This is a genomic window from Streptomyces globisporus C-1027 (genome assembly GCF_000261345.2).
In the GTDB taxonomy this organism is placed as follows: Bacteria; Actinomycetota; Actinomycetes; order Streptomycetales; family Streptomycetaceae; genus Streptomyces; species Streptomyces pakalii.
Genome location: NZ_CP013738.1, coordinates 7,302,798 through 7,329,673, shown reverse-complemented (window position 1 = coordinate 7,329,673; position 26,876 = coordinate 7,302,798). Strand labels below are relative to the sequence as shown.

The window sequence follows — 26,876 nt, the reverse complement described above, 5'->3', positions numbered from 1 at the left end:
CGCTTGCGCGGTGACTCAGGAACCCCGCCCCGACAGCCCTTCAGAGCCGCTGACGACCGACGCCGTGACGCGGATCGTGCTGCGACCGATCGCCAGCCCGCTCCCGCTGGGCTTCTTCGCCCTCGGCATGGGCAGCACGGTGCTGTCCTCCCTCCAACTCGGCTGGGTGCCGGCCGCGCAGAGCAGCATCCTGCTGCTCCTCGTCCTCATCTTCGTCGTGCCGCTCCAACTCGTCGGCGGAGTCTTCGCCTTCCTGGCCCGCGACGCCGGGGCGGGCACGGCGCTGCTGCTGCTCGGCGCCGCCTGGGCGGGCACGAGCGTGACGTCCCTGGACTCACCGCCCGGCAAGCCGGTGGTGGCCCAGGCCGTCTTCCTCCTGGCGCTCGTCCCCTTCGTGCTCGCGCTCGCCGGGGCGGCCGTGCAGTCCAAGCCCCTGTTCGCCGTCCTCCTCACCCTCACCGCGGTGCGCTTCGCCCTCACGGGCCTGTACGAGGCGGACCTGGGCACCTTCTTCCAGACGGCGGCCGGCTGGACCGGTCTCGGCATCGGGGTCTTCGCGCTCTACGGCGGGCTGGCTCTGCTCGTCGAGGACAGCAAGCAGCGCACCGTGCTTCCCCTCTTCCGCCGCGGCAAGGCCCGCGAGTCCATCGAGGGCGACCTCCGCGAGCAACTCACCGAGGCGCAGCAGGAGGCCGGGGTCCGCCACCAGCTGTGACGGTCCCGGCCGGTGTCTTCTCGGTCTCGCGCTCGTCCCAGCGGACCGTACGGTCGCACCAGCGCTCCAGCAGCACCCGGTCATGGCCGACGGCCAGCAGGGCCGCCCCGGACCCGGCGCGGTAGCGCTCGACGACGGCGACCAGGGCGGCCGTGGTGGACGCGTCGAGCATCGCGGTCATCTCGTCGCAGATCAGCAGCCGGGGCCGCAGCACCAGGGCCCGGGCCAGGCAGGCCCGCTGGAGCTGGCCGTCGCTCACCGCGTGCGGGCGGCGCTCCAGCAGCTCGTCGGAGAGGCCGACCGACCGGGCCAGTTCCGCCACCCGCTCGGGGACCTCCCGGCGGCGGCCGGTGGACCGCAGCGGCTGGGCGATCAGTTCGCGCAGGCTGAGGCGGGGGTCGGCGGAGAGCCGGGGCTGCTGGAAGACCACGCCGACGGCGGTGCGCTGCTCGCGCGGGGCGCGGTGCCGCCAGCCGCGTATCACCGTGCCGTCGAGGGTCATGGTTCCGGCGTCCGGGCGGTGCAGGAGGGCGGCGACCTTGGCCAGGGTCGACTTGCCGCAGCCGCTGGGGCCCAGCAGTCCGACCGCCTCGCCCGCTCCGACGTGCAGGGACACATCGCGGACGACGGGGTCGCGCCGGTCGTATCCGGCGGTGATCCGGTTCAGCTCAAGCATCGGCGGACTCCTTCGACGGGGAGGATGCCCGGCCGGCCGGCCCGTGGTGACAGGCCAGGCCCGCCCTGAAGGCCGGGCGTTCGCCGGTGCAGCGGGCATCGGCGTACGCGCAGCGCTCGGCGAAGGCACAGCCCTCGGGCAGCGCCCCCAGCTCCGGCGGCATCCCGGGGATCGGGGTGAACTCCCGCTCGGGCAGGGCGTCCAGCAGGCCCTTCGCGTACGGGTGGCGGGGGCCGGGTGCGCCGAAGAAGTCCTCCGCGTCCGCGATCTCGACGATCCGGCCCGCGTACATCACGGCGACCCGGTCCGCGATGCGTTCGGCGGCGGCCAGGTCGTGGGTGATGATCAGCAGCGCCCGGCCCTCGTCGGTGTGGCGGCGCAGTTCGTCCACGGTCCGCTCGACGAGGTCGCGGTCGAGTCCGGTGGTCGGTTCGTCGGCGAGCAGCAGCGGGGCGTCGCCGATCAGGGCGAGGGCGGTCGCGGCGCGCTGGGCGAGACCGCCGGAGAGCTCGTGCGGGTAGCGGTCGAGGTGGCCCTCGGGGAACGAGGCGCGGGCGGCGGCAGCGACGGCGGCCTTCGGCAGCTCGCTTCCCCGCGCTCCGGTCAGCTCGCGCAGGCTCTCCTCCAGCTGGGCCCGGACGGTGCGCACGGGCGTGAGGTGGGCGGCGGGGCTCTGCGGTACGAGGCCGATGCGCCGTCCCCGTACGGTGCGGGCGAGAGTGCGTTCGCCGACGGAGAGCAGGTCCGTGTTCCCGCCGAGCAGCGCGCTGCCGGTGGTGGCCGCGTTGGCGGGCAGCAGGCCTAGCAGGGCGGAGGCCAGAACGGACTTGCCGCAGCCGCTCTCGCCGACCAGGGCCAGGCACTCCCCCGGTGCGACGGAGAAGCGGGCGTCGGTGACGGCGGCGATGTCCCGGCCGCCGCGCATCCGGAAGCGGACGGAGAGGTCCCGGACGTCCAGGACAGGGGGCTCGGCGGTCACAGCATCAGCTCCGATTTCCGGCGCGGGTTGATCCGGTCGCGCCAGGCTCCGGCGAGTCCCGCGAGCGCGAGGGTCGGGATGATCAGGAAGAGGCCGGGGAAGAGGGTCGGCCACCAGTCCCCCGCGAGCAGCGAACCGCGCGCGGACTGGACGAGGTTGCCGAGGCTCGCCTGGTGTGCCGGGAGGCCGAGCCCGAGGAAGGACAGCGCGGACTCGTGCCACATGGCGTGCGGCACCATCAGCACCGCCGCCAGGCCCGCCTGCGGCAGCACGCCGGGCAGGAGGTGGCGGACGATGACCCGGGTGCGGGAGGCGCCGCCGGAGACGGCCGCGTCGATGAAGGGGCGCGAGCGCAGCGAGAGCACCTCGGAGCGGACGATCCGGGCGGTGGAGATCCAGTGCGTCAGGGCGACCGAGACGATCACCGGCCAGACGCCGGGCCGGAACATCGCGACGATGAAGATGCCGAGCAGCAGGTGCGGGATGGAGGACAGAGCGTCCACGACGCGCATCACGACCCGGTCCGTCCAGCCGCCGAACGCCCCGGCGAGCGCGCCGATCGCGGTGCCGATGACGGTGGCGGTGAGGGCGGCGACCAGGCCCACGAGCAGGGAGACGCGCAGCCCGTAGACGCAGCGCAGCAGGAGGTCGCGGCCGACGTCGTCGGTGCCGAACGGGTGGGCGAGGGACGGCGGGTCGAGCTTGTTGGCCAGGTCGACGGCCTGCTGGTCGAGCTGGGCCAGCGGCGGCACGACGAGGACGGCGAGCGCGACGGCGGTGACGATCACCGCCGAGGTGACGACCCGGACGCGGCGGGTGGTGCGCCCCGGCCGGGCGAGTGCGGTCTCAGCCATCGAAGGCCACCCGGGGGTCGGCGAGTCCGTAGAGGAGGTCGGAGAGCAGGTTGCCGAGCAGGACGGCGGCGGTGGCGAGCACCGTGAGCGCGGCGAGCAGCGAGAAGTCCACCGAGGTGGCGGCCTGGACGGTGGCGGCGGCGATGCCGGGCCAGCTGAAGACCGTCTCGACGAGCAGGGCGCCGGTGATGAGTTCGGGGACGCGGGAGCCGATGAGCGTGAGCATCGGCAGCATCCCGGAGCGCAGGGCGTGGCCGAGGAGCACGGTGCGTTCGCTCAGTCCCCGGGCCCGGGCGCCGCGGACCGGGTCCTCGGCCAGCGCGTCGGCGACCCCTTGGCGTACGTACAGGAAGAACCACGGCAGCTGCGAGATGCCGAGGACCGCCGCGGGCAGCACGAGGTGGGATGCGACCTGGCCGAAGGTGACGACGTCGCTGGCGGCGTCGGTGAGTCCGCCGGCCGGAAGGACGTCGAGCTTCAGGGCGAAGAACCAGATGGCGAGCAGCCCGAGCCAGAAGGCCGGGGCGGCTTCCAGGGTGTACGCGACGGAGCTGACGCACCGGTCGAGCCAGCCGCCGGGCCTGCGGGCGGCGAGGACGCCGAGTCCGGTGCCGAGCAGGATCGCGACGAGGAAGGCGGTGGCGGCGAGCAGCACGGACCAGCCCATGCGCTCCGCGATGACGTCGGCGACGGGCTGGCGCATCACGCTGGAGTCGCCGAAGTCGCCCCGGAGGGCGGAGGTCAGCCAGTCCCACCAGCGGGCGACGAGCGGCTGGTCGACGCCGAGGTTGGCCCGCAGCTGGTCGAGGTTCTCCTGCGACGCGGTGAGCCCGGCGGTTCCCGCGTAGGCCTTGACCGGATCGAAGGGGGACGCGGCGGCGACGGCGAAGACGCCGAAGGTGACGACGCCGAGGACGGGAACGGCGAACAGGGCCCGCCGTCCCGCCATCCGCGCCATCGGCCCCCAGGGGAGGCGACGGCTCACTTCTCCGAGCCCCCGGCGCTCTTGGTGGACCACTTCTCGACGTTCCACCAGGGGCCGGAGGCCAGCCCGTGGTCGTGCGGCTCGACCTGGGTGGTGAGGGCGCCGAAGCGGTCGTCGACGACGTAGAGGTGGTCGATGTGCGTGAGGAAGGTGTAACCCGGGTTCTTCACCAGCTCGCGCTGGACGGTGTCGTACGCCTTCTTCCGCTCGGCCTTGTCGCCGCTCCTGCGGCCGGCCTCGATCGCGGCGTCGACGGCCTTGTTGTCGTACCAGGCCATGTTGTTGAAGCCGTCGCCCGCGAGGGAGGACTTGAGCAGGGTGTACTGGTCGAAGTCGGGGTCGGCCGGGGAGCCGCCGCCCGCGAGCACGGCGTCGTGCTTCATGCGGGGCTCGATGACCTCCCAGGTCCCGGCCTCGGTGCGGATGTCGATGCCCGCCTTCTTGGCGTCAGAGGCGTAGGCGAGGGCGTGCTCCTGGCGGAGCTTGTCACCGCTGAGGTACCAGAGGGGGAAGGTGGCGCGTACCCCGCCCTTGACGCGGACGCCGTCCTTGCCGGGCTTCCATCCGGCCTCGTCCAGGATCTTCTCCGCCGCCGCGAGGTCGTGCTCGCGCTCGGTGCCCTTCGTGAACCACTCGCTGTCGGTGGGGACCGGGCCGTAGGCGGGCTTGCCGCTGCCGTTGAGGATGGCGTCGACCATGGTCTGCCGGTCGACCGCCACATCGAGGGCGCGGCGCACGGCGGTGTCGCCCGCGACCTTGTTGTTCGTGGGGAGCGTCACCGTGCGGTAGTCGTAGCTGTTCGCCGCGTAGGTCTTCTTGCCCTGGTCGTCGGCGAAGCCCTTGGCGAGGTTGGGCGGCAGGATCGCGCCGTCGAGGTCGCCGGAGCGCAGCCGGGTGGCGCGCACGTCGTCGTCCTTGATGATCGCCATGGTGAACTTCTTCACCTCGGGTGCGCCGCCCCAGTAGTCGGGGTTGGCGGTGAAGCTGAGCTTCTCGCCCTTGGACCACTTGGTGAGGACGTAGGGCCCGGTGCCGACCGGCTTGGTGGTGAAGGCCCCGGTGTTGACGTCCTGCTTGCCCGCGATGTGCTCGGGGGCGATGGGCAGGACGGTGCGCTGGGCGAACGGCGCGTAGGGGTACTTGAGCGTGAAGACGACCGTGTCCTCGCCCTTCGCCGTGACGTCCTTGACGGCGTCCAGCTCGGTGCGGGAGGGGTTGTTGGTCTTCTCGTCGAGGATGGTGCGGTAGGTGAAGACGACGTCCTTGGCGCCGAACGCCTTGCCGTCGCTGAACTTCACGCCCTGGCGCAGCTTGTACGTGTACGTCAGGCCGTCGGCGCTGACCTCGGGGAGCTCGGCGGCGAGGGCGGGGCGGAGCTTCATGTCCGCGTCCAGGGCGAGCAGCCCGTCGAAGATCTTGGAGTTGCCGTCCTTGCCGTAGCCGAGGAGCGGGCTCAGGCTGTCGGGCTCGTAGGCGATGCCGACGACGGCCGAGGTGGAGCCCGACCCGGATCCGCTCTTGGCGCTGTCCGGGTTCGAGCAGGCCGCCGCGGTCAGGGACAGGGCGGTCGCCAGTGTGGCGGCGACCGCCACCCGTATGGATCGGGCCGTCATACTCTGCACATCCCTGTTCAAGATCGACTGTAATTGCGAGCAGTACGCAATTAAACAGCACGCTCCGTCGCCGCAGTTCTCCGACCGGTGATCGCGGCGGCGACGGCCCCGGCCCGGGTCACCCCTTGACCGCACCCGCGGTGAGGCCCTGCACGATGTGCCGGCTGGCGAAGGCGAACAGCACCATGGTCGGGAGGATCGTCAGGACGGCGGCCGCGGACATCGAACCCCAGTCGATGTTGAAGCTGGAGATGAAGCCGTTGAGAGCCGTCGGCACGGTCTTGTTGTCGTCGCTGTTCATCAGCGTGACGGACAGGAAGAGCTCGTTCCAGCAGTTGACGAAGTTGAAGATGAAGGCTGCCACGATGCCCGGCTTCATCACGGGCAGGAGCACCCGGAACAGTGCGCCGAGCCGTGAGCAGCCGTCGATCATGGCCGCCTCCTCCAGGGTGTCCGGGATGTTCGCGAAGAACCCGCGGAGCATGACCGTGCAGAACGGGATGCAGACCGCGATGTAGACGAGGACGAGTCCCATTCGGTTGTCGACGAGCCGCAGGTCGGTCATCAGCAGGTACAGCGGCCCCAACGCGATGAAGCTGGGGATCATCTGGGTGACCAGGGCCGCCATCAGCAGCGCGGTCTTGGTCCGGAACTCGAACCGGGCGAGTACGTAGGCCGAGAGCATCGAGATCACGGTCGCCACGGTCCCGGCCACCGCCGAAACGACCAGGCTGTTGAGGAGGTAGGTGCCGAACTGGGACGCGCCGAACAGGCCGGAGTAGTTCTCCAGGGAGAAGTCCTCGGGCCAGTAGGCGAGGGGGAAGGTGAAGATGTCCCCGGCGGGTTTGAAGGACGTGATGGTGATCCAGTACAGCGGGAAGATCGTGAAGATCAGCCAGAGCGTGAGAAAGCCGATCCTCGCGGTCCTGCCGGCCCGGGACTCGCGGGTGTTCACCGCCGCACCCCCTTCTCTTTGGTGGCCGTGAGGTAGAAGACGGAGAACAGCAGGAGCCCGGCGACGATCAGCAGCCCGAGGGCGGAAGCCCTGCCGTAGTCGCCCTGCTGCATGATCGTGATCATCCAGGTGGTGACGATGTGCGTCTCGTTGTTCGGACCGCCGCCCGTGGTGCCGAAGATGATGTCCGGGAAGTTGAAGATCCAGATCACCCGCAGCAGCACCGTGAGAGCCAGCGTCGCCCGGATGTAGGGGATGGTGATCTGGAAGAGGGTGCGCACCTTCCCGGCGCCGTCGAGCGCGGCGGCTTCGTAGATCTCGTCGGGGATCGACTGGAGCGCCGCGAGGATCATGATCGCGAAGAAGGTGACCCCGTACCAGATGTTGGCGACGATGATCGCGACCATGGCCGTCTTCGGGTCGGCCAGCCAGGCCACCGGTTCGTCGATCAGCGACGCCTTCATCAGCAGGTCGTTGACGACGCCGAACTCGCTGTTGAACATCCAGCGGAACAGGATCCCGATCAGGAAGCCGGAGATCGCCCAGGGGAAGAAGATCAGCGCCTGGTAGAGACCGCGGAACCGGAAGCGGCGTCGCAGCCACAGGGCCAGCGCGAAGCCGATGACCAGCTGGGGGACGATCGAGGCGACCACCCAGAGGGCGGTGTTGCTCAGTACGGTGCCCCACAGCGGATCGCCGAAGACGGCCTTGAAGTTGCCGAATCCGACGAAGGACGTGTCGGTCAGGTCGGAGAGGTTCCAGTGGCGGAAGGCCATCTGGCTGCCGGCGACCATCGGGTAGTAGGTGAAGAACGCCACGAAGAGAGCCGCGGGCATCATGAACGCCGCGATGGTCAGGCCTCTGCGCGTCGTGAACTCCCGCTTGCGCCGCCCGCCGTCCGCCGGCTGCGCCCGGCGCGGGCCCCCGGAGCGTCGCCGTACCTTCTCGGGGGCCGGTGGAGCCGTACCTGCGCGCATGTCAGCTCTTCTCGCTCTTCCGCTTCGCGGTCCAGTACGCGTCCCAGTCGGCGAGGAGCTGTTCCTGCGTCATCTTGCCGAGGAGGACGCGCTGGACGTCCGCGTCGGCCTTCTGCGTCCACTCGGTGAACCACGGCACGTCCCGGGGCTGGGTGGCGGTGAGATACCGGTCCGGGTTCTCGTTCATCGTGACGTAGCTGGCCCAGGGGCCGGTCTTGTAGAAGGAGTCCTCGGCCGCCTCCTTCAGGATCGGTACGAGGCTGTTCTCCTGAGCGAACGTGGTCGACGCCTCGCCCTCCGACAGGAACTCGACCAGCTTCACGGCCTGCGCCTTGTGCTTGCTCCCCTTGGCCACTCCCCAACCCGCGGTCGCCAGCGGCTGTACGGCCTTCCCGCCCGGGCCGGCGAGCAGCGGGGCGGTGGTCCACTGCTCCTCCTTGATCGCCTTGGACTTCCGCAGGGTGGCGATCACCTCGGGGTCCTGGAGGAGGAACGCCGTGGATCCGTTGGAGAAGCCCTCGACCATTTCGGGGTAGCCCCAGGCCACGGAGGACGGGGGCGCGGCCTTCTTGAAGATCTCGATGTACGTCTTGAGCGCCTCGGCCGCCTCCGGTGCGGAGAAGATCGTGCTGCCGTCGGTCAGCCGGTAGCCGTCGGCGGGGTCGATGCGGTCGGCGACGTACGCCTCGATGACCGCGGTGACGTTGCTGACGGCGTTGGGCCCGCCGCGGAAGGCGTAGCCGTAGCGCCGCTTGGCCTTGTCCTGGACGGCGCTCGCCTGCTGGAGGAGTTCGTCCCAGGTGCCGGGCGGCTTGTCGTACCCGGCCTCGGCTATGAGGTCCTTCCGGTAGAAGAGGCTGAGCCCGTAGAAGCCGTACGGCACGAAGTACGTGCGGCCCTCTTCGTCCTTGGCGGCAGCGGCGGCGTTCTCGGTGAGCTGGGGCCAGCCGGACCAGCCCTTGAGGTCCGGGCCCATGTCGTGGAGCCACTTGTTGTTCGACCAGGGGCCGACCGTGATGTCCCTGACCTCCACGGTGTCGACCCCGCTGCCGGACTGCAGCATCTGCTGGATCTTCTGGTCGGCCTGAGCGGTCGGCGGCGAGACCAGGTTCACCTTGATCTTCGGGTTCTGCTCCTCGAAGTCGCCGATGAGCCGCTGCAGCAGTTCCGTGCGCGCGGGGTTTGTCAGGCTCTCGACCATGTTCAGGGTGACCGTTCCGTCGGCGGATCCGCCGCCCATGGCGGAGCAGCCCGTCGCCGTCAGTCCGAGGGCCAGGCCCAGAGCGACGACCGTGTTCCTGCGTTTCATCGATGTCCTCCGTGGGAGTCGTTGCGGGACCAGGCGCCGAGTGTGGGAACGCAGTGCTCGGCGAAGTACTCGAAGTCGGCGGGCGTGTTGTACACGTGCGTCGACAGGCGCAGGTAGCCGACGCCGCCGAAGCTGGTGAACGCGGCCGCCACGCCCAGCTCCCGCATCACGCGGTCGCGGAGCGCGTCGGCCTCGGGGTGGGTGGCGGCGAGCGGGGCGGGAAGGCGTACGAGCCGCAGGGCGCCGACGGGCATGCCGACGTCCACGCGGCAGTCCTCGCCGGTGAGTTCGGAGAACGCGTCGGCGACGATCCGCTCCGCGTAGTCCGCCAGCTCCTCCATGTAGGTGCGGGCTGCGTCCCAGCCCCAGGTGTCGCGCACGAAGTCGAGCGCGGTGGAGGCCGCGAGATAGCTGGTGGCGTCCACGGTGCCCTGGGTGTCGAACCGTTGGGGGAACGGGTCGCGGGCACCCCAGGAGTCGATGAGGGGGAAGAGGCTGTCGCGCAGGGCGGTACGCGCGACCAGCGCCGCCGTGCCCCGGGGGGCGCAGCCGAACTTGTGCAGGTTGCCGACCCAGATGTCGCAGTCGACTCCGGCGAGGGGGTCGGCCGCGAGCCCGGGCACATGGGCTCCGTCGACGAGGACGGGGATGCCTCGGCGGCGCGCTTCGGCGGCGATGCGCCCGACGGGCAGCCAGCGGGCGGTCGCCGAGGTGATGTGGTCGATCACGACGAGCCCGGTCGCCTCGCCGATCGCGGCGGTCACGCACGCGTACGCGGTGTCCTCGTCGCCGTCGAGCGGAACGTGGGCGGTACGCAGGGTGCCGCCCCACCGCCGGGCGAGGCGTTCGGCCCCCATGGTGACCGCGCCGTAGCCGTGATCGGTGACCAGCACCTCCCCGCCGGGGCGGGCCGGAAGGCTGTTGTAGGCGACGCTCGCACCGGCGCTGGCGTTGGGGACGAGGGCGAGGTCGTCGACCGCGACTCCGAGGAAGCCGGCCAGCGTGCTCCGCGCGGCCGCGATCTTCCCCGGCAGAGCGGGAAACCACTGCACGGGTGACGCCTCCATCAGCCGGCGCTGGCGGTCCTGCTCCCGCTGGGCCACGAGCGGCACAGCACCGAACGATCCGTGGTTCAGGTGCTTGACCGTGGGATCGAGGGACCAGGCGGCGGCGGCCGGGCGGCCGTCGGGAAGGGCCAGTGGCCGGGGCGCGGGGGCGAGGTCGATGGTGGGCACAGAGCTCCCAGAAGCGGCAGGACATCAGACATGGACGAGAAGAGGTGTGATGACTTGGCCGGAATACTGCCCTCCTCCCGCTCAGTGGGCAAGAGTTCGGCGTAAGTTATCCAATGACTTGTGGTTACGTTGCGATGACATACAACGACTCGCCTAAACTGGCGCCCTGCTCGGCATGACACCGGGCCGATACGGAGAGAGGGCCCGATGTCCGCAGTCGACAAGGCGTTCCACGGCCTGCGCCGGATGATCTCCAGTGGCCGCCTCGCGGCCGGCCAGCGGTTCCCACCGGAAGCGGACCTCTGCGAGGAGCTCGGCGTCTCCCGGGGGTCGCTGCGGGAGGCGGTGCGGATGCTGGCGGCGCTGGGGGCGGCCGAGGCGCGGCACGGCTCGGGGACGTACGTCTCGGCACTGCGGCCGGAGGATCTGCTCGGGCGGCTGTCCCTGACCGTCGAACTGCTGCCCCTGGACGGCCTGTTGGAGCTCTTCGAGATCCGGCGCGTGCTGGAGGCGCACGTGATGGCCCAGGCCGCCGCCCGGATCACCCCGGAGGAGCTGGAGACCCTCCAGGGCTGGCTGGAGACGATCGAGGCCAGTGAGGACCCGGCGGAGTTCGCCGACTACGACCACCGGTTCCACGCGGAGATCGCCCGCATCGGCGGCAGCCCCTCCATGGAGGCGCTGCTCACGGTCTTCCGGTCCCGGTCCCGGCACTACCGCGTGTTCGCGCTGCCGGAGGGCCCGGAGTTCAAGCGCGCGGGCGACGAGGACCACCGGGCGATCGTCGCCGCTCTGGCGAACCGCGATCCGGCCGCCGCGGCGAGCGCGGCGGCGGCGCACATCGCCCGCAGTGAGCGCTGGCTGAGCGCCACCCGCCCTCCGGTGACCGAGGAGGCGACGGAGGAGCCCGGCTGAGGAGACGCGGACGGCCCCGGAAGCCCGCCGCGACAAACGCGGCGGGCTTCCGCGGCCGATCCGGGCGGAGGCGCTACGGCGCCGGAAGTTCCGCCAGCTCCGCGACGGCCTGGCGGTGGCTGCCCGCCGTGCCGTACGCGATCGAGTCGGCCTTGGCCCGCTTGAGGTACAGGTGCGCGGGGTGCTCCCAGGTCATGCCGATCCCGCCGTGCAGCTGGACGCACTCCTCGGCGGCGTGCACGGCGACGCCCGAGCAGTACGCCTGGGCCACCGAGACGGCGAGCGGGGCGTCGGGGCTGCCGGTGGCCAGTGCGTCGGCGGCGTTGCGGGCGGCGGCGCGGGCCGAGACGACCTCCAGCCAGAGCTGTGCCATCCGGTGCTTGAGCGCCTGGAACGATCCGACCGGCCGGTTGAACTGGTGGCGTTCGCGGGTGTAGCGGACGGTCTCGGTCAGACACCACTCGGCGATCCCGAGCTGTTCGGAGGCGAGCAGTCCGGCCCCGGCGAGCAGTCCGCGCCGTACGGCGGCGGCGCCGGCGTCCGCGTCGGCCAGCAGGGTCCCGGTCGCCCCGGTCAGGGTGACGGCGGCGAGCGGGCGGGTGAGGTCGAGCGGGACGAGCGCCTCGACGGTGACACCGGGACCAGGGGCCTGGACCGCGTACAGCCCTTCGGCGGTCGGCACCAGCAGGACATCGGCGACCGCCGCGTCGGCGACGCCCCGCACCGTTCCGTCCAGCCCGGCGAGGACCGGCCCCGCCCCGGCGGGCGGAGTCGCGAAGGGCACGGCGAGCACGGCCGTACGCGCGCCGGAGGCCAGTTCACCGAGGAGCGCGGCGGCCGGTCCGTCCTCGGCACCGAGCGCGAGCAGGGTCTCGGTGGCCACGACGGAGCTGGCCAGGTAGGGGGCGGGTGCGACGCTGCGGCCCAGCTCCTCCAGGACCACGGCGGCCTCGCGATGGGATGCGCCCTGGCCGCCGAGCTTCTCGGGGACGAGGAGTCCGGCCGCGCCGATGCCGGCTGCCAGCGAGGACCACAGCCGCGGGTCGTACGGCGTGTCGGACTCGGTGGCGGCGATCACCGTCGGCGCGTCGGCCCGGTCGGCGAGGAGGGCGCGCACGGCGGAGCGGAGGTCCTCCTCGTCCTGCGAGTAGAGCAGGTCGGGGGTGGCGGGGGGCTGGGTGGGCGCGGTCATCGGCTCAGGTCCTTCCAGGCGACGTCCTTGTCGTTGCGGGGCTCGGCGGGCAGCCCGAGGACCCGTTCGGCCACGATGTTCAGCAGGACCTCCCTGGTGCCGCCCTCGATGGAGTTGCCCTTGGAGCGCAGATAGCGGTACCCGGCGTCGCGTCCGGTGAAGTCGACCAGCTCCGGGCGGACCATGGTCCAGTCGCTGTACAACAGGCCCTCGTCGCCGAGGAGTTCGACCTCCAGGCCGCTGATCTCCTGGTTGAGGCGGGCGAAGGCGAGCTTCATGCCCGAGCCCTCGGGTCCGGGCTGTCCGGCGACGAGCTGCTGGCGCAGCCGTTCACCGGTGAGCCGGGCGACCTCGGCCTCGACCCAGAGGGTCAGCAGCCGCTGGTGGGTGTCGGGGGTGCGCAGCTCCGGGCGTTCGCGCCAGGTCGTCGCGACCGGGCCGATCAGGCCGCCCTCGCGCGGGATGCGGGAGCCGCCGATGGAGACGCGCTCGTTCATCAGGGTGGTCTGGGCGACCTTCCACCCCTCGCCGACGGGCCCGAGCCGGTGGCTGTCGGGGATGCGCACGCCGGTGAGGAAGACCTCGTTGAACTCGGCCTCGCCGGTGATCTGGCGCAGCGGCCGGACCTCGACGCCGGGGTCGGTCATGTCGCAGATGAAGTAGCTGATGCCCCGGTGCTTGGGCAGGTCCGGGTCGGTGCGGGCGATGAGGATGGCCCAGCGGGCCAGGTGGGCGCTGGACGTCCAGACCTTCTGGCCGTCGACGATCCAGCCGCCGGTCTCGTCCCTCACGGCCCGGGTGGCCAGGGCCGCGAGGTCGGATCCGGCGCCCGGCTCGCTGAACAGCTGGCACCAGACCTCCTCCCCCACCCACAGCGGGCGAAGGAAGCGGCGCTTCTGCTCGTCGGTGCCGAAGCCGAGGATGGTCGGCGCGGCCATACCGAGGCCGATGCCGATGCGGCGCGGGTCGTTGTCCGGCGCGTCGGCGGCGGCGAGTTCGGCGTCGGCGACCTGCTGGAGGGAGCGGGGCGCGTCGAGCCCGCCGAGGCCCTCCGGGTAGTGGACCCAGGCGAGGCCGGCGTCGAAGCGGGCCTTCAGGAAGTCGGTGCGGCCGGTGGTGGCGGGCGGGTGCGCGGCGAGCAGCTCGCGGGTGCGGCGGCGGACCTCGGCGGCGTCCACGGCGGGGCTCATCGGGCGCCTCCGGGCAGGACGACGATGCGGCCGGTGCTGGTGCCGTCGGCGACGCGCTGGACGGCGTCGGCGGCTCCGGCCATCGCGACACGCTCGCTGATCAGGGGTTTGACGATGCCCTGTTCGGCGAGCTTGGTCAGCTCCTCGTGGCAGGCGCGGACGGCGGCCGGATCCTTGGTGTTGTAGAGGCCCCAGTGCAGTCCGACGACCGAGTAGTTCTTCACCAGGGCGTGGTTGAGAGCCGGGGTGGGGATGACGCCGCTGGCGAAGCCGACGACGAGGATGCGCCCTTCGAAAGCGACGCACTTGGTGGACTTGGCGTACGCGTCGCCGCCGACCGGGTCGTAGACGACGTCCGCGCCGCGCCCGCCGGTGGCTTCCTTGACGGCGGCGACGATGTCCTCGCTCCGCCGGTCGATGACCAGGTCGCAGCCGAGTTCGCGGGCGACGGCCGCCTTGTCGGGACCGCCGACGACGCCGATGACCTGCGCGCCCGCGGCCCTGCCGAGCTGGACGGCGGCGCTGCCGACGCCGCCGGCCGCCGCGTGGACGAGGAGGGTCTCGCCGGGCTGGAGGTGCGCGCGGCGGTGCAGGCCGAACCAGCCGGTCTGGTAGCCGATGTGGAGGGCGGCCGCTTCGGCGTCGTCCAGGGCGTCGGGGGCGGGCAGCAGGGCCGCCTCGTCCGCGACGACGTAGTCGGCGAAGCCGCCGTGGGGCAGGGCGGGGGTGGCGAGGACCCGCCGCCCGTCCTCGGTGGTGCCGCACACCTCGACGCCCGGAGTGAACGGCAGCGGCGGCCGCACCTGGTACTGGCCCCGGCAGAGCAGGGCGTCGGGGAAGTTGACGTTCGCCGCGCGGACCTCGACGAGCACCTGCCCGTCGCCGGGCATCGGCCGGTCCGTCTCCTCCAGCCGCATCACCTCGCCCGGCTCGCCGTTCCGGTGCACTCGCCATGCCTGCATGAGGGGCCTCCACAACGCTGTCGGCGTCAACCGCCGGAGCGGTCGGCGTTACCACTGCTGCGCCGCATACTAAGCGGTCGCTTGCCGATCTGGGAACACCCCGGCCCCGCCCCTGGGACGCCTCGGGCCTCAGCCGCGCTTGGGCTTCGCCCGTACGTGCATACGCTCGCCCTGCGGGCCGAAGAGGCTGAGGAACTCCACCCTCTCGTCGTCGGCCGGGCCGAACCAGTGCGGCAGCCGGGTGTCGAACTCGGCCGCCTCCCCCGGCTCCAGCACGAGATCGTGTTCGGCCAGCAGCAGCCGCAGCTTCCCGGAGAGCACGAACAGCCACTCGTACCCCTCGTGCGTGCGCTGCTCCGGCGGGCCGCCGCTGCCCGGTTCCTGGATCAGCTTGTACGCCTGGAGGCCTCCCGGCCGGGCGGTGAGCGGCAGCATGGTCCGGCCGTGCTGCACGATCGGCTTGGCCCGCACCCGGGGGTCGCCGACCGGTGCGGCGCCCACGAGGTCGTCGAGCGGCACCTCGTGGGCGCGGGCGATCGGCAGCATCAGTTCGAGGCTGGGGCGACGGCCGCCGGACTCCAGCCGGGAGAGCGTGGAGACGGAGATGCCGGTGGCGGCCGACAGGGCGGCGAGGGTGACGCCGCGGTCCTTGCGCAGCCGGCGCAGTCGGGGGCCGACGCCGGAGAGGACGGATTCCAGTTCCGGATCGTCCCGGTCGTGTTCCTTCATCGGGCCATTGCAGAATCGGCAAGCCGGTTTGTCAATACGGCCGAAACCGCCGGGCTCAGTGGGCGAAGACCTCGAAGGTGACCGCGGGCCGGCCGCCGAACTGCTCGGCGGCGGCATCGACCATGCCCGTCAGGAAGGTCCGGCAGTACCGCTCCGGGTCCTCCTGGGTCAGCGCCTCGATGTACGTACGGTGTTCCAGCAGGGACCGGACCGAGCGTTCGAGGCCGGCCGTCGCGTCGACCGCGTGGGTGGGCCGGTCGCTGCCCGCCACGGCGGTCCAGCGCACCCCGCCCCACGGCTGGAGCCCCTGCTCGCCGAGTTCCGGGAAGATCCAGCGGTTGCCCGCGTCGGCGACGGCGTCCAGGGTGGCGCGCCCGACGGCGCGGTGGTCGGGGGTGTTCCAGGCGACCCCGCCCCAGGTGTCCCGGTGGTTGAGGGTGACGACCAGTTCGGGGCGGTGCCGGCGGATGGCCGCGGCGATGTCGCGGCGCAGCCCGGTGCCGTATTCGATGACACCGTCGCGGTGGTCCAGGAACTCCACGGTGCGTACGCCGACGACGGCGGCGCTCGCCCGCTGCTCCCGCTCGCGCACCGGTGCGCACTCCTCGGGCGACAGGGTGTCGATCCCGGCCTCGCCTCGGCTGGCGAGGAGGTAGACGACCTCGCGGCCGCCATCGGTCCACTCGGCCACGGCGGCGGCCACCCCGTACTCCAGATCGTCGGGGTGGGCGACCACGGCCAGGGCACGCTGCCAGTCGCCGGGCATGGGCTGGAGTCGCTGCGGCGTCATACGGGCAGGCTACCCCCGGCTCCGGCGGCGGGCGTGCGACGCTGGAGTCCGGCCGAACGAAAGGACCTGCCCCGTGCCCAGCCCCGCTTCCCTCTCCCCCGCCCAGGCCGCCGCCCGTCTGGAGGAGTTCACCGTCATCGACGTACGGGCTCCGGGCGAGTACGCCGCCGGGCATGTCCCCGGTGCCCTGAACATCCCGCTCGACAAGCTGCCGGACGCGCTGCCCGCGCTGAAGTCGGCCTCCGCGCGCGGTTCGCTGCTGGTGGTGTGCGCCTCCGGGGTCCGGTCCACGCGGGCCTGCGAGATCCTCGCGGGCGCGGACATCGAGGCCGTGACGCTGACCGGCGGCACCTCCGCCTGGGAGGGTGACGGCCGCGGCCTGGACCGCCCCGAGGGTGCGCGCACCACGTGGGCCATGGAACGGCAGGTCCGGCTCGCGGCGGGCTCGCTGGTGGTGGCGGGGCTGGTGGTGGGCATCCGCTTCCCGGCGGCGCGCTGGCTCTCCGCGGGCGTCGGCACGGGCCTGGTCTACTCGGCGCTCAGCAACACCTGCGGCATGGCGGCGGTCCTCTCGAAGCTGCCGCACAACCGGGCCCCGCGTTCCGCCGGCGACCTGGACGCCACGCTAGAGGAGCTCCAGCGCTGATCCGGCGGGGCCGGCCGGTCCGCGACCGGCCCCGAAGCGGGCGCGCGGGGCCCGTCCGGGTCAGGCCTCGTCGCGCACCAGGGACAGCAGCCGGTCCAGGACGCGGGGGCCGCCCGCGCGGACCCCGTCGTGCTCGTACTCGTTCGTCACCCAGGTCCGCAGTCCCCGGATCGCCGACGCCGTGCGCAGCGAGTCCGCGGTGTCGACGTACATGTCGTCGTGGTAGACGGCCGCCGCGACCGGGACCTCGTTGGCGGCGAGCCGCTCGGGGTCGTACAGCACCGGCCAGTCGGTGCGCTGCGCGAGGAGTTCGGCGGTCTCGCGCAGCGGGCGCAGCGCCGGATCGACGTCGAAGTGCCAGGGATGGATGGTCTCGCCGGTGAAGAGGACGGGGCCGTCGCCCTTGAGCGCGGTCGCCGCGTCGAACTGCGGGAACTCTCCCCGTACGCGCTCGGCGGCCCAGTCCGTGGCGCGCTCGCCCTGCCCGTAGATGGCCTCGTGCAGCAGGGCGTAGAGCGGGTGCCCGGCGAAGGAGGCGGCGGAGCGCATCGCTTCCTGGAAGGTGTCGGAGAGTTCGGTGCCGTGCGGGGTGCGGACGAACGCGTTCTCCAGCAGGTAGTGGAGCTGGTGGCTGCCGCTGCCGGTGCCGAGCAGGATGCCGAGCGACTGGAAGCCCTCGGGGGTGAGCCGGTGTCCGGCGCTCTCGGGCCGGTGCTCGGCGAGGTACGCGGCGATCGCGCGGGCGCGCTCGACGTCCTGCGGGTAGCGGGCGTAGTGGGCGGCGACCTTGCGCTCGATGCGGGGGTACGCGGCCCGGTAGACGTCGTCCGCGTGCGCGTCCAGCGAGGGCAGCCCGCCGGTGATCAGGACCTCCTTCAGCCCTTCCGGGGCGGCGGAGAGGTAGCGGACGGCGCAGAAGCCGCCGAAGGACTGGCCGAGGACCGTCCAGGGCGCTCCGCCGGTGAGCCGCGGCCGGATCAGCTCGCAGTCGCCGACGATGGAGTCGGAGCGGAAGTGGGCGAGGTAGTCGGCCTGCTCGCGCGGGCCGCCGCGCAGCGGCAGGGTCTGCCGGTTGGCCGGGGTGGAGAGGCCGGTCCCCCGCTGGTCGAGGAGCAGCACCCGGAACTCGCGCAGGGCCCGGCCGAGCCAGGCCTCCGTACCGACGAAGCGGCGTGCGCCGAAGCCGGGGCCGCCCTCCAGATAGACCAGCCAGGGCAGTTCCTCGCCGGCCCGGGAGGCGGCGACCGCTTCCCGGCCGTACACCTCGACCTGCTCGCCGCCGGGGTCGCTGTGGTCGAGGGGCACGGTGAAGCGGCGGTCGGTGAGAACGACGCCGGGCTGCCGGTAACTGCTCACAAGAACTCCTGAATCCGGGGTGCTGACCGATCCGGGCGAAAGCGCCAGTCCAGCACATGACCGCACCGGTCCGGCGAAGGGGGCATGCCCGCAGGCGGACACCGACCGGGAGACTCCGCCCACACCTTGCCCGCGTTTACCCATAGCCCGCGTGTGCAACTATTGTGGACGCCAGTAAACGTCGCACGCCGTTAATATAGGCGCGCACCGCGCCACGGAAGGTCCCCCATGTCCACCGCCCCCACCGTTCCCACCGTCACGCTCAACAACGGCGTGACCATCCCCCAGCTCGGCTTCGGCGTCTTCCAGGTGCCCGACGACGAGACCACCGCGGCCGTCTCCGCCGCGCTGGAGGCCGGCTACCGGTCCATCGACACCGCGGCGATCTACGGCAACGAGGTCGGGGTGGGCCGGGCGCTGGCCGCCTCCGGGATCCCCCGCGAGGAGCTGTTCGTCACGACCAAGCTGTGGAACGCCGACCAGGGCTACGAGGCCACGCTCGCCGCGTTCGACGCGAGCCTGGCCAAGCTCGGCCTGGACCACGTGGACCTCTACCTGATCCACTGGCCGACACCCGCCCACGACCTGTACCCGGAGAGCTGGCGCGCCCTGGAGAAGCTGGCCGCCGACGGCCGGATCCGCGTGGCCGGAGTCTCCAACTTCCAGCCCGCCCACCTGAGCCGGGTGCTGGAGACGGGCACGCTCGTCCCCGCCGTCAACCAGATCGAGCTGCACCCGGGCCTTCAGCAGAGCGAGCTGCGCGCCTTCCACGCCGAGCACGGCATCGCCACCGAGGCCTGGAGCCCGCTGGCCCAGGGCGCTCTGCTCAAGGAGGAGGCCCTGGTCTCCATCGCGGAGCGGCACGGCAAGTCCCCGGCCCAGGTGGTCCTGCGCTGGCACCTCCAGCTCGGCAACGTCGTGATCCCGAAGTCGGTCACGCCCGAGCGGATCCGGCAGAACATCGACGTCTTCGACTTCGAGCTGTCGGCCGCGGACCTGGACGCCGTCGCCGCCCTGGACCGGGGCATGCGCACCGGACCGGACCCCGACACCCTCAACTGACTCCGGGCGGTCGGCCGTTGCGCCGACCGCCTTTGCCGGTCAGCGGCCTCGGCGGTAGCTGCTGCCGTCCCGGGGCCGGACCAGCAGCCCGGCGACGACGAGACAGCGGCGCAGGGCGGAGCAGTCCTCGTGGACGGTGAGGAGCGCCTCGTTCACCTCGCGCTCGGTGTACGAGCGCTCCCGCTCGAACAGCGTGTCGGCGAGGTGCACGAGCAGCTGCTCCCGGCGGGCCTCCTTGCGCGGGATCGCGACGAGGCGGCCGTGCGAGAAGAGGGCCTCCACCGGGTGCGTACGAGGGGTCCGGGCCGGCGGCGCGAGAGTCCGTTGTTCCGTGGGCATGGCCGGAAGCGTCGCAGGCATACGCCGGGCGGGCAACGCGTTTTCGCGGCGTTGCCCGCCTTTCCGTTGCCCGCCTTTCCGTTGCCCGCCTTTCCGCTGCCCGCCTTTCCGTTGCCCGCCCTCGCGTCGACGTTGCCCGCCCTCGCGTTGACAGGAACGAGCGGATCGGGTTCTGATGCTGTCTGTGCAGCGTGACGTCGGCCAAAGAGATCTGGGCCGGCCGGCGGTCAAGCCAGCACCTTCTTCCAGGGATGACGCCATGAGTCCCTTCATCGCCCCCTGCATCTGAGCATCTCCGCCCTCGGGCCTCACTGTCCTCGGCAACCCGCCGACCTTCGCGCGCCCAGCGGCCGACACTCCGCGACGCGCCGGGCCTTCCCCTGCCCGCATTCCTTCCGGGAGACCCAGAACCTCCATGCCCCAGACCTTCCAGCAGTCCGTCATCACCGAATTCCGTGCCAACACGGGGAAGGTCGGCGGCCCCTTCGAGGGCACCGACCTCCTCCTGCTCACCACCACCGGCGCCCGCTCCGGGAAGCCGCACACCACCCCGCTCGGCTATGTCCGCGACGGGCACCGCCTCCTCGTCGTCGCCTCCAACCTCGGCGCCCCGCTCCACCCCGACTGGTACCGCAACCTCCTCGCCCATCCCACCGTGCGGGTCGAGCTGGGCGGTGACGCATTCGAGTCCCTCGCCGTACCCGCCGAAGGGGCCCTGCGCGACGGGCTCTTCGCCCGGATCGCCGCCGAGGCGCCGGGGTACGCGGAGTATCAGGAAGCCACCGACCGGGTGCTGCCGGTCGTGGTGCTGGAGCTTCCCGACCCCGATGCGGCGGCTCCCCCGATCGCCTCGCTCGCCGACAAGCTGGTGGAGGTGCACACCTGGCTGCGCGGCCAACTCCGCCGCGTGCACGAGGAGACCGAGGCGCACTTCGCCGCGCGGGCCGGGCACGGGGGCGACGGCGAACCGCCCGCCCCCGGTCTCGGGCTGCAGATCCGGCAGCGCTGTCTGGCGTTCTGCCAGGCGCTGGAGTTCCACCACACGGCCGAGGACGGGCACATGTTCCCCACGATGGAGGGCTACCACCCCCACCTGCGGGACGTCTTCGACCGGCTACGGGTGGAGCACCGCTCCATCGGGGCCGTGCAGTCGGCGCTCGCGGACCTGCTGGCCGATGTGGCCATCGCGGAACCGGACCGCTTCCGTGCCGAACTGGCCCGGATGACCGAGGAGCTGACCGCCCACCTCGACTACGAGGAGGAGCACATCCTGCCCCTCCTGGCGGAGGTGCCCTGGCCCCCGGCCGCGGCCTGAGAACGAACCGTCAGAGGGGGTTGAGCACTCGCTCAAACACGCGTGACGACGGGGGGGGCATGGGGCTGTACATAGAGGCGTTGATCCGAACCGATCCGGAGCGCCTGTGGGACCGGACCCAGGATCCCGCACAGCACCAGCGGTGGGATCTGCGCTTCACCGAGATCAGCCCGCTGCCCGGCCCGGCCGGCTCCGCCCAGCGGTTCCGGTACGCGACCCGGGTGCTTCCCTTCCTGACCGTGGCAGGGACCGGGACGAGTGTGGGCGAGCGGGAGCGGGCCGACGGCGAGCGGGTGTCCGCCCTGCGGTTCGCCTCGCCGGAGCGGCTGTCGCTGCTGGCCGAGGGCAGCGGCTACTGGCGTTACGTCCCCACCGCCGACGGCATCCGTTTTCTGACGGGGTACGACTACCGGACGCGCTGGGGCCGTTTCGGCGCGGTCGCGGACCGGCTGGTGTTCCGGCCGCTGATGGGCTGGGCGACCGCCTGGTCCTTCGACCGGCTGCGGCTGTGGTGCGAGCGCGGCGTCCGCCCGGCCCGGTCGCTGGCGCACGCCCTGGCGGAGGTGCTGGTACGGCTCCTGCTCGTGGCGGCAGCCCTCACCTTCGGCCCGATGGCCGTTCTGCCCGCTGCCCTCGCCGCGCTGCTGGTCCCTCCGTCGCCGCTCACGCCCGCCGCCCGGCGCTGCCTGCGCAGACCACCCGGCCGACCGGCCTTCGCCCCGTCCCTCCTCGCCCGACTGGAGCGCCCGTGACCTCGATATTCGCCCGTGCGATGGGAGACGATCTCGCGCGGCTCCACCCCCGGTTGCAGCGCCGCTTCTCGGTCGGGCTGGAGAGCGGCGAGGCCTGCGTGGGGCGCGGTTCGATGGACCGGATCTGGCACGGCCGGGCGTTCGTGAAGCCGTTCCTCGCGCTCGGCGCCACGCGCAACATCCTGGTGCCGAGGACCGGGCGCGACGTCCCGTTCACCATCGAGAACGTCCCGTACACCGACGCCTTCGGCCGGGAGACCGTGACCTTCGTCCGGACCTTCGCCCTGCCGGGCGGGCCGCGCCGTTTCGACGCCACGATGGTGCACAGCCCGGAGCGGTCCTGCGTACTGGACTACCTCGGGACGCACCAGCACCTGGCCACCGACCTGCGGCTGAGCGCGGAGCCCGACGGCTCGCTGCTGATCCGCTCGGGGGAGCACCGTTTCCGCGAGGGGCCCTTCGACCTGCGGGTCCCGGAGCTGATCGGCGGCGAGGCCGAGGTCCGCGAGTCCTTCGACGACGCCACGGGCCGCTTCCGTATCCGGGTCGCGGTCACCAACCGCCGCTTCGGCCCGCTGTTCGGGTACGAGGGAACGTTCCGCGCCCGCTATGTCGACGCGCTCCGCCACGGCGTACGCGCCGGTCTGCGCCCGGTCCGCGAAGAGGCGCGGGCGTGACGGGGGGCGCGACCGGGGCGGACACCCGGACGAAGCTCATGGAGGGCGCGCTGCGCACGCTCGCCGAGCACGGCATCGCGAAGACGTCGGCCCGTTCGGTGGCGGCCTCGGCCGGGGTCAACCAGGCGCTGGTCTTCTATCACTTCGGTTCGGTCGACGAACTGCTGGCAGCGGCCTGCCGGTACGGTGCCGAGCAGCGGGTGGCCCGCCACCGCGACCGGCTCGCCGGCGTCACCACCCTCGCCGAACTCCTGCGCTGCGGGCGTGAGCTGCACGAGGAGGAGCGGGCCGGCGGCCATGTCGCCTTCCTGGCTCAGGTGCTCGCGGGCGCCCAGACCCAGCCCCGGCTGGCGCCCGCGACCGCGGCCGGGCTCGACCTGTGGACCGCCGAGATCGAGCAGGTCCTCGTCCGGATCCTGGCGGACTCGCCGCTGGGCGAGTTCACCGATCCGGCGGGCCTGGCGCGCGCCGTGACGGGGGCGTTCGTGGGCCTGGAGATGTACGAGGGCGTCGATCCGGAGGGCGCGGAGCGGGCCTTCGAGGCGCTGGAGCAGCTCGCCGCGCTGGCCGGGGTGCTGGACGAGCTGGGGCCGGTGGCCCGGCGCGCGGTACGTCACCGGCTGCGACGTACGGAGAAGGTGCAGGGCGGGGCGTAACGGGACATAGCCGGGGCGGTCCGGAACGACCTGGGCCGCCCGAGCAACCCTCCGCATCCACCTGCCGTCTTGATCGACGACAGGACGGTTCGCCGCGCAGGACGAGCGGCGCCCCACCCCCACATGATCCGGGCGTGCAGGACCGGCCGACTATACCCCCCATGTATACATCGAGGTTATAGTCGTCCGGTTCCGGGCCCGGCACCGCGCGGAAGGCACCCATGCAGACCAAGGCACTGGCGCCCGAGTACCAGGGAGCTCTCACCAAGATGTCGGTGAACGCCTCCCTCACCGACGTACTGACCGAGGGAATACGCCACTTGAGGCAGGCCGAGCTCTCCGGATCGCAGGAGGAGGTGGCGCGCTCCGGCCTCGCCGTGGCCGAGGCGCACCGCAGGCTCGGGCAGGTGGCGGAGGCCGACCGGGCCTGGAAGGCGAGCTACCGGGCGGCGCGGGCGGCCGGGAACACCGGGGCGATGGCCTGGGCGCTGTGGAGCGGTGGCACGCTGGCGCGTCAACGCGGGGCGCTGCGCCTCGCGTTCCGGCTGCTCGGCCTCGCCGCGGAGGCGGGGAAGCGGGGCGGCGACGTGGTCGCCCGCGGCTACTCGCTGGCCGGACTCGCCGAGACCGGACGGATCCAGGGCGACTACGCGACCGTCGCGACGCTGCACGAACAGCTGCTGGCCGAGGCCCGCGCCCGGGGCGAGGCCCGGCACACCGTCTGGGCGCTGGAGGGCATCGCGCAGATCCACCGCAACACCGGTTCGCTCGACACCGCCCTGGAGATGTTCGAGGAGGCGGCGGTCCTAGCGGGCGACGCGGACGACCGGCGGGGCCGGGCCTGGGCGCTGCGCGGCATCGCCGACATCGTTTCCCTCCGGGACGGGGCGACCGCTCGCGCGCTCGATCTGCTCACCGAGGCCGAGGTCACCTGCCGCGAGATGAACCTCTCCAGCGCCCTGGCGTACAACCACAAGATGCGGGCCAACGTGCTGTTCCGCTCCGGGCGGTACGAGGAGGCGCGCGCGGTGTACGAGCAGGCGCTCGGCGAGTTCCGCGCGATGGACGAGCCGCGGGGCGAGGCGCTGGCCTCGCTGGGCCTGGTGAAGGCCCGGGCCAGGCTCGGCCGGGACCGCGACTCCACCGCCGCCGACCTGGACGAACTGCGGGGCAGGCTCGACCGGATCGGGCTGCTGAACGCCCGCGAGATGGTCGAGAAGGCGTACGCCGAACTCGGCGTGGCACCCGCGTCGGCCGGAGCCGGGGACGGCCGCCGATGACGCTCTCCACGACCCGCCGGGCGAGCGCGCCGCAGATACTGGACCGGTGCCGCGAGCTGGTGCGCCCGGCCCTGGTGGAGTCGGTGGGCCGGCTGCACCCCTGGCATGCGGAGACGGCGGCCTTCTCGCTCGGCTGGCGCGGGACGGGCGGCGAGCCGCTGCCCGGTTCGCAGGGCAAAGGGGTCCGCCAGGCGCTCGCGGTGCTCGGCGCAGAAGCCGCGGGCGGCAGCGGGGAGGACGCGGTGCTCGGCGCGGTAGCCGTCGAGCTGATCCACACCTTCTCGCTGATCCACGACGACATCATGGACGGCGACGAGACCCGTCGCCGCCGGCCGACGCTGTGGAAGGCGTACGGCACCGGCCCGGCGGTCCTCGCGGGGGACGCCCTGTTCGCGCTGGCCGTGTCCACCCTGGCGGAGGCCCCGGGGCCGGGCGGTCCCGCGGCGGTGCGGCACCTGGCCGGCGCGCTGGGCGACCTGGTGCACGGTCAGGCGCAGGACCTGCTCTTCGAGTCCCGGCCGTGGTCCGGGCCCGGGGCGGTCCTGCCGCACGAGTACCGGGCGATGGCCACGCACAAGACGGGGTCCCTGCTCGGGTGCGCGGCCGCCCTGGGCGCGGTGCTGGCGGGTGCTCCGGCGTCCACCGCCGAGGCGCTGGACCTGGCGGGGCGGCATGTGGGGGTGGCGTTCCAGGCGGTGGACGACCTGCTCGGGATCTGGGGCGATCCGCAGGTGACGGGAAAACCCGTGCACAGCGATCTGCGGCGGCTCAAGAAGACGTACCCGGTGCTCGCGGCGCTGTCCGCCGACCACCCGGCGGCCGGGCGTCTCGACGCGCTGCTCACCTCCGCCGGGCCGCTCGACGACGCGGCGGCGCGGCGGGCGGCGGAGCTGATCGACGAGGCCGGCGGGCGCGAGGCCACGATCGCCGAGGCGCACGAGCACCTGACCGCGGCCCGTGCCTGTCTGGACCGGGTGCCGCTCGCCGAGGGGGCCCGAGGGGATCTGCTCACGCTGATCCCGTATCTCGTGGACCGCACCGGCTGAGACCGGTGCCGCGTCGACCGCACCGGCCGACCTGCCGCCTGGAGCGCCCCGGACACCGTCCGGGGCGCTCCAGGCATTTCGGCGACGGCGCCGATGGATGGTGCCGCCATCCGGTGCGGCGTTCGGCGGTGTGGGCTTTCCCGGAAAAGGATGACGGTATAACCGGCTGACGGCGCACGGAACATCCGGCCCGTTCCCCGCGCCGGACCCCCGACAGCCCTTTCACCACCGGCCCGCGAAGTCCACCCCGGCCTGCGCCTGTCTGCCGCGCGACCACCCGGACGGCCTACCCGGACGCGCAATCCCCATGTGGTCGTATGAGCGAGTCACGCGCACCATTTCGCCACATATCTGCCAAAGTGCACCTCGGCTTTACTCACCGTATTGAGCGAAGAGAGCCGTGCGTGCTGCACATGCGTCGTACTCCAGAAAGACAATTGACGGTCCTTCATGTGGTTCAGCCCGTGGACGGCGGAGTGGCCCGGGTCGTCACCGATCTCGTCAGGGCCCAGGCCGGCGCCGGACTGCGTCCCGTGGTGGCCTGTCCCCCCGGGAGCCCGCTGGCCCTCGGGGCGGCGGCAGCGGGTGCCGAGGTCCACGGCTGGGCCGCGACCCGTTCCCCCGGGCCAGGGCTGGCCGGTGAGGTCGCGGCCGCGCGCCGCATCGTCCGCGCGAGCCGACCGCACGTGGTGCACGCCCACAGCGCCAAGGCGGGCCTCGCCGGCCGGATCGCGGTACGCGGCCGGGTCCCCACGGTGTTCCAGCCGCACGCCTGGTCCTTCGAGGCCGTCGGCGGACGCACCGCAGAACTCGCGCTCGGCTGGGAACGGTTCGGCGCACGCTGGGCCGATCACATCCTGTGCGTCAGCGAGTCCGAGCGCCGTACCGGGCAGGATGCGGGCATCGCCGCCCGCTGGTCGGTCATCCACAACGGCATCGACCTCGACCGGTTCCGTCCCGGCGACCACACGGTCCGGGCGGAGGCCCGCGCTTCCCTGCCCTTACTGGAGGGAGTCGCCGCGGACGCCCCGCTGGTCGTCTGCGTCGGCCGCCTGACCCGGCAGAAGGGCCAGGACGTCCTGCTCCGGGCCTGGCGCCGGATGGCGGTGCCGGGGGCACGGCTGGTCCTGGTGGGCGACGGGCCCGACCGGGAGGGTCTTGAGGCCTCGGCCCCGCCGGGCGTGCTGTTCACCGGGGCCTGCGAGGACGTGCGGCCGTGGATCCACGCGGCGGACGTCCTCGTCCTGCCCTCCCGCTGGGAAGGCATGGCGCTGGCCCCGCTGGAGGCGATGGCCTGCGGACGCGCCGTCGTCCTCACCGATGTGAACGGCGCACGCGAGAGCCTGCCGCCCGGCCACGAGGACCACTGTCTCGTACCACCGGAGGATCCGGCGGCCCTGGCCGCCGCCCTGACCACCCTGCTCACCGACCCGGATCTGCGCGAGGCGGTGTCCCGCCGGGCCCTGCGCCACACCCGGGCGGCCTTCGACGTCCGACGGACCGCGGGGGCGGTTGCCGGTCTCTACCAGGAACTTGTCTCCATGTCCGGCCCCACGACGAGGAAGCGCACCGAGCGATGACGATGGAGAGTGCACCGGTTCCCGGAGCCGGCCAGGCAACAGCCGTGCAGGCTCACACGGTTCATCCGCCGCGAAGAAGCGGTGGTGGTGC

27 protein-coding genes are annotated in these 26,876 nt (G+C 72.5%); 11 read left to right on the top strand and 16 right to left on the bottom strand.

From position 1 onward, the window contains the following. Positions 1–64 precede the first annotated feature (64 nt). Positions 65–715: a GPR1/FUN34/YaaH family transporter gene (locus tag WQO_RS32370; RefSeq protein ID WP_010059131.1), complete on the top strand. Its 651-nt coding sequence runs from the start codon at positions 65–67 to the stop codon at positions 713–715. Here the strand turns inward: WQO_RS32370 and WQO_RS32365 are convergent. The 9 genes from WQO_RS32365 to WQO_RS32325 all read right to left on the bottom strand — a co-directional run bounded on the left by WQO_RS32365 (position 672) and on the right by WQO_RS32325 (position 10,298). Next, the gene (locus tag WQO_RS32365; protein ID WP_010059130.1) at positions 672–1,391 is read right to left on the bottom strand and encodes an ABC transporter ATP-binding protein; all 720 of its coding nucleotides are present in this window, start codon (positions 1,389–1,391) and stop codon (positions 672–674) included. The two genes, WQO_RS32370 and WQO_RS32365, sit on opposite strands and share 44 nt — an antisense overlap. Then, positions 1,384–2,316: an ABC transporter ATP-binding protein gene (locus tag WQO_RS32360; RefSeq protein ID WP_237274235.1), complete on the bottom strand. Its 933-nt coding sequence runs from the start codon at positions 2,314–2,316 to the stop codon at positions 1,384–1,386. Before WQO_RS32360 ends, WQO_RS32365 begins: the two co-directional genes overlap by 8 nt. A gap of 50 nt (positions 2,317–2,366) precedes the next feature. Further along, on the bottom strand, positions 2,367–3,224 hold the full coding sequence (locus WQO_RS32355) for an ABC transporter permease (protein WP_010059128.1): 858 nt from the start codon (positions 3,222–3,224) through the stop codon (positions 2,367–2,369). Then, positions 3,217–4,182 (bottom strand): ABC transporter permease, encoded by a 966-nt coding sequence (locus WQO_RS32350; protein ID WP_010059127.1) that lies wholly within the window; start codon positions 4,180–4,182, stop codon positions 3,217–3,219. Before WQO_RS32350 ends, WQO_RS32355 begins: the two co-directional genes overlap by 8 nt. 23 nt (positions 4,183–4,205) lie before the next feature. Beyond that, positions 4,206–5,822 carry an ABC transporter substrate-binding protein gene (locus tag WQO_RS32345; protein WP_010059126.1) on the bottom strand — a complete coding sequence of 539 codons (1,617 nt, stop codon included), beginning with the start codon at positions 5,820–5,822 and terminating at the stop codon, positions 4,206–4,208. A gap of 118 nt (positions 5,823–5,940) precedes the next feature. After that, positions 5,941–6,777 carry a carbohydrate ABC transporter permease gene (locus WQO_RS32340; RefSeq protein WP_010059124.1) on the bottom strand — a complete coding sequence of 279 codons (837 nt, stop codon included), beginning with the start codon at positions 6,775–6,777 and terminating at the stop codon, positions 5,941–5,943. Next, the gene (locus WQO_RS32335) at positions 6,774–7,754 is read right to left on the bottom strand and encodes a carbohydrate ABC transporter permease (protein WP_010059122.1); all 981 of its coding nucleotides are present in this window, start codon (positions 7,752–7,754) and stop codon (positions 6,774–6,776) included. Before WQO_RS32335 ends, WQO_RS32340 begins: the two co-directional genes overlap by 4 nt. Before the next feature lies 1 nt (position 7,755). Beyond that, positions 7,756–9,063: an ABC transporter substrate-binding protein gene (locus WQO_RS32330; protein WP_010059120.1), complete on the bottom strand. Its 1,308-nt coding sequence runs from the start codon at positions 9,061–9,063 to the stop codon at positions 7,756–7,758. After that, positions 9,060–10,298, bottom strand: coding sequence for an aminotransferase class V-fold PLP-dependent enzyme (locus WQO_RS32325; protein ID WP_010059119.1), 1,239 nt, complete (start codon positions 10,296–10,298; stop codon positions 9,060–9,062). Before WQO_RS32325 ends, WQO_RS32330 begins: the two co-directional genes overlap by 4 nt. Before the next feature lie 207 nt (positions 10,299–10,505). Here WQO_RS32325 and WQO_RS32320 point away from each other — a divergent pair, with 207 nt between their 5' ends. Then, complete coding sequence (locus WQO_RS32320) at positions 10,506–11,213, top strand: FadR/GntR family transcriptional regulator (RefSeq protein ID WP_058954177.1); 708 nt, start codon at positions 10,506–10,508, stop codon at positions 11,211–11,213. A 73-nt stretch (positions 11,214–11,286) separates the two neighbouring features. Here WQO_RS32320 and WQO_RS32315 read toward each other — a convergent pair whose 3' ends face one another. The 5 genes from WQO_RS32315 to WQO_RS32295 all read right to left on the bottom strand — a co-directional run bounded on the left by WQO_RS32315 (position 11,287) and on the right by WQO_RS32295 (position 16,076). Beyond that, positions 11,287–12,405 (bottom strand): acyl-CoA dehydrogenase family protein, encoded by a 1,119-nt coding sequence (locus tag WQO_RS32315; RefSeq protein WP_010059117.1) that lies wholly within the window; start codon positions 12,403–12,405, stop codon positions 11,287–11,289. Then, entirely contained in the window at positions 12,402–13,595 is a 1,194-nt protein-coding gene (locus WQO_RS32310) for an acyl-CoA dehydrogenase family protein (protein ID WP_010059116.1), read from the bottom strand. The genes WQO_RS32315 and WQO_RS32310 overlap by 4 nt, the downstream gene beginning before the upstream one ends. Continuing rightward, a complete protein-coding gene (locus WQO_RS32305; RefSeq protein ID WP_010059115.1) occupies positions 13,592–14,557 on the bottom strand; it encodes an NADPH:quinone oxidoreductase family protein in 966 nt (321 codons plus the stop codon). Before WQO_RS32305 ends, WQO_RS32310 begins: the two co-directional genes overlap by 4 nt. Before the next feature lie 129 nt (positions 14,558–14,686). Beyond that, a complete protein-coding gene (locus WQO_RS32300; RefSeq protein WP_010059114.1) occupies positions 14,687–15,286 on the bottom strand; it encodes a helix-turn-helix domain-containing protein in 600 nt (199 codons plus the stop codon). 55 nt (positions 15,287–15,341) lie between these two features. Further along, the gene (locus WQO_RS32295; protein ID WP_029182150.1) at positions 15,342–16,076 is read right to left on the bottom strand and encodes a PIG-L deacetylase family protein; all 735 of its coding nucleotides are present in this window, start codon (positions 16,074–16,076) and stop codon (positions 15,342–15,344) included. A 73-nt stretch (positions 16,077–16,149) separates the two neighbouring features. Here WQO_RS32295 and WQO_RS32290 point away from each other — a divergent pair, with 73 nt between their 5' ends. Then, positions 16,150–16,722 (top strand): rhodanese-like domain-containing protein, encoded by a 573-nt coding sequence (locus WQO_RS32290; protein ID WP_010059110.1) that lies wholly within the window; start codon positions 16,150–16,152, stop codon positions 16,720–16,722. Between the two features lie 60 nt (positions 16,723–16,782). On the opposite strand, the gene WQO_RS32285 is transcribed toward WQO_RS32290, so the two are convergent. Then, a complete protein-coding gene (locus WQO_RS32285; RefSeq protein ID WP_010059109.1) occupies positions 16,783–18,078 on the bottom strand; it encodes an alpha/beta fold hydrolase in 1,296 nt (431 codons plus the stop codon). 228 nt (positions 18,079–18,306) lie between these two features. Between WQO_RS32285 and WQO_RS32280 the strand changes: the two genes are divergently transcribed. Then, complete coding sequence (locus WQO_RS32280; RefSeq protein WP_010059108.1) at positions 18,307–19,140, top strand: aldo/keto reductase; 834 nt, start codon at positions 18,307–18,309, stop codon at positions 19,138–19,140. A gap of 39 nt (positions 19,141–19,179) precedes the next feature. On the opposite strand, the gene WQO_RS32275 is transcribed toward WQO_RS32280, so the two are convergent. Next, positions 19,180–19,479 carry a DUF2087 domain-containing protein gene (locus WQO_RS32275; protein ID WP_050992284.1) on the bottom strand — a complete coding sequence of 100 codons (300 nt, stop codon included), beginning with the start codon at positions 19,477–19,479 and terminating at the stop codon, positions 19,180–19,182. 415 nt (positions 19,480–19,894) lie between these two features. Here WQO_RS32275 and WQO_RS32270 point away from each other — a divergent pair, with 415 nt between their 5' ends. The 7 genes from WQO_RS32270 to WQO_RS32240 all read left to right on the top strand — a co-directional run bounded on the left by WQO_RS32270 (position 19,895) and on the right by WQO_RS32240 (position 26,785). Next, entirely contained in the window at positions 19,895–20,794 is a 900-nt protein-coding gene (locus tag WQO_RS32270; RefSeq protein WP_010059106.1) for a nitroreductase/quinone reductase family protein, read from the top strand. A gap of 59 nt (positions 20,795–20,853) precedes the next feature. Continuing rightward, on the top strand, positions 20,854–21,546 hold the full coding sequence (locus tag WQO_RS32265; RefSeq protein ID WP_010059105.1) for a hypothetical protein: 693 nt from the start codon (positions 20,854–20,856) through the stop codon (positions 21,544–21,546). After that, positions 21,543–22,223: a DUF4166 domain-containing protein gene (locus WQO_RS32260; protein ID WP_010059104.1), complete on the top strand. Its 681-nt coding sequence runs from the start codon at positions 21,543–21,545 to the stop codon at positions 22,221–22,223. The genes WQO_RS32265 and WQO_RS32260 overlap by 4 nt, the downstream gene beginning before the upstream one ends. Then, a complete protein-coding gene (locus tag WQO_RS32255; RefSeq protein WP_010059103.1) occupies positions 22,220–22,879 on the top strand; it encodes a TetR/AcrR family transcriptional regulator in 660 nt (219 codons plus the stop codon). Before WQO_RS32260 ends, WQO_RS32255 begins: the two co-directional genes overlap by 4 nt. A gap of 221 nt (positions 22,880–23,100) precedes the next feature. Then, a complete protein-coding gene (locus WQO_RS32250) occupies positions 23,101–24,159 on the top strand; it encodes a tetratricopeptide repeat protein (protein ID WP_010059101.1) in 1,059 nt (352 codons plus the stop codon). After that, positions 24,156–25,205 carry a polyprenyl synthetase family protein gene (locus tag WQO_RS32245; protein WP_058954176.1) on the top strand — a complete coding sequence of 350 codons (1,050 nt, stop codon included), beginning with the start codon at positions 24,156–24,158 and terminating at the stop codon, positions 25,203–25,205. Before WQO_RS32250 ends, WQO_RS32245 begins: the two co-directional genes overlap by 4 nt. A 404-nt stretch (positions 25,206–25,609) precedes the next feature. Continuing rightward, positions 25,610–26,785 (top strand): glycosyltransferase, encoded by a 1,176-nt coding sequence (locus tag WQO_RS32240; protein WP_079055617.1) that lies wholly within the window; start codon positions 25,610–25,612, stop codon positions 26,783–26,785. The last annotated feature ends 91 nt before the right edge of the window (positions 26,786–26,876 follow it).

Coding starts and splice junctions, on each gene's coding strand:
- WQO_RS32310 (WP_010059116.1), bottom strand. CDS start 13,595: ATGAGCCCCGCCGTGGACGCCGCCGAGGTCCGCCGCCGCACCCGCGAG.
- WQO_RS32270 (WP_010059106.1), top strand. CDS start 19,895: ATGCCCCAGACCTTCCAGCAGTCCGTCATCACCGAATTCCGTGCCAAC.
- WQO_RS32345 (WP_010059126.1), bottom strand. CDS start 5,822: ATGACGGCCCGATCCATACGGGTGGCGGTCGCCGCCACACTGGCGACC.
- WQO_RS32305 (WP_010059115.1), bottom strand. CDS start 14,557: ATGCAGGCATGGCGAGTGCACCGGAACGGCGAGCCGGGCGAGGTGATG.
- WQO_RS32315 (WP_010059117.1), bottom strand. CDS start 12,405: ATGACCGCGCCCACCCAGCCCCCCGCCACCCCCGACCTGCTCTACTCG.
- WQO_RS32350 (WP_010059127.1), bottom strand. CDS start 4,182: ATGGCGCGGATGGCGGGACGGCGGGCCCTGTTCGCCGTTCCCGTCCTC.
- WQO_RS32320 (WP_058954177.1), top strand. CDS start 10,506: ATGTCCGCAGTCGACAAGGCGTTCCACGGCCTGCGCCGGATGATCTCC.
- WQO_RS32360 (WP_237274235.1), bottom strand. CDS start 2,316: ATGCGCGGCGGCCGGGACATCGCCGCCGTCACCGACGCCCGCTTCTCC.
- WQO_RS32280 (WP_010059108.1), top strand. CDS start 18,307: ATGTCCACCGCCCCCACCGTTCCCACCGTCACGCTCAACAACGGCGTG.
- WQO_RS32330 (WP_010059120.1), bottom strand. CDS start 9,063: ATGAAACGCAGGAACACGGTCGTCGCTCTGGGCCTGGCCCTCGGACTG.
- WQO_RS32355 (WP_010059128.1), bottom strand. CDS start 3,224: ATGGCTGAGACCGCACTCGCCCGGCCGGGGCGCACCACCCGCCGCGTC.
- WQO_RS32295 (WP_029182150.1), bottom strand. CDS start 16,076: ATGACGCCGCAGCGACTCCAGCCCATGCCCGGCGACTGGCAGCGTGCC.
- WQO_RS32335 (WP_010059122.1), bottom strand. CDS start 7,754: ATGCGCGCAGGTACGGCTCCACCGGCCCCCGAGAAGGTACGGCGACGC.
- WQO_RS32265 (WP_010059105.1), top strand. CDS start 20,854: ATGGGGCTGTACATAGAGGCGTTGATCCGAACCGATCCGGAGCGCCTG.
- WQO_RS32250 (WP_010059101.1), top strand. CDS start 23,101: ATGCAGACCAAGGCACTGGCGCCCGAGTACCAGGGAGCTCTCACCAAG.
- WQO_RS32300 (WP_010059114.1), bottom strand. CDS start 15,286: ATGAAGGAACACGACCGGGACGATCCGGAACTGGAATCCGTCCTCTCC.
- WQO_RS32245 (WP_058954176.1), top strand. CDS start 24,156: ATGACGCTCTCCACGACCCGCCGGGCGAGCGCGCCGCAGATACTGGAC.
- WQO_RS32275 (WP_050992284.1), bottom strand. CDS start 19,479: ATGCCCACGGAACAACGGACTCTCGCGCCGCCGGCCCGGACCCCTCGT.
- WQO_RS32365 (WP_010059130.1), bottom strand. CDS start 1,391: ATGCTTGAGCTGAACCGGATCACCGCCGGATACGACCGGCGCGACCCC.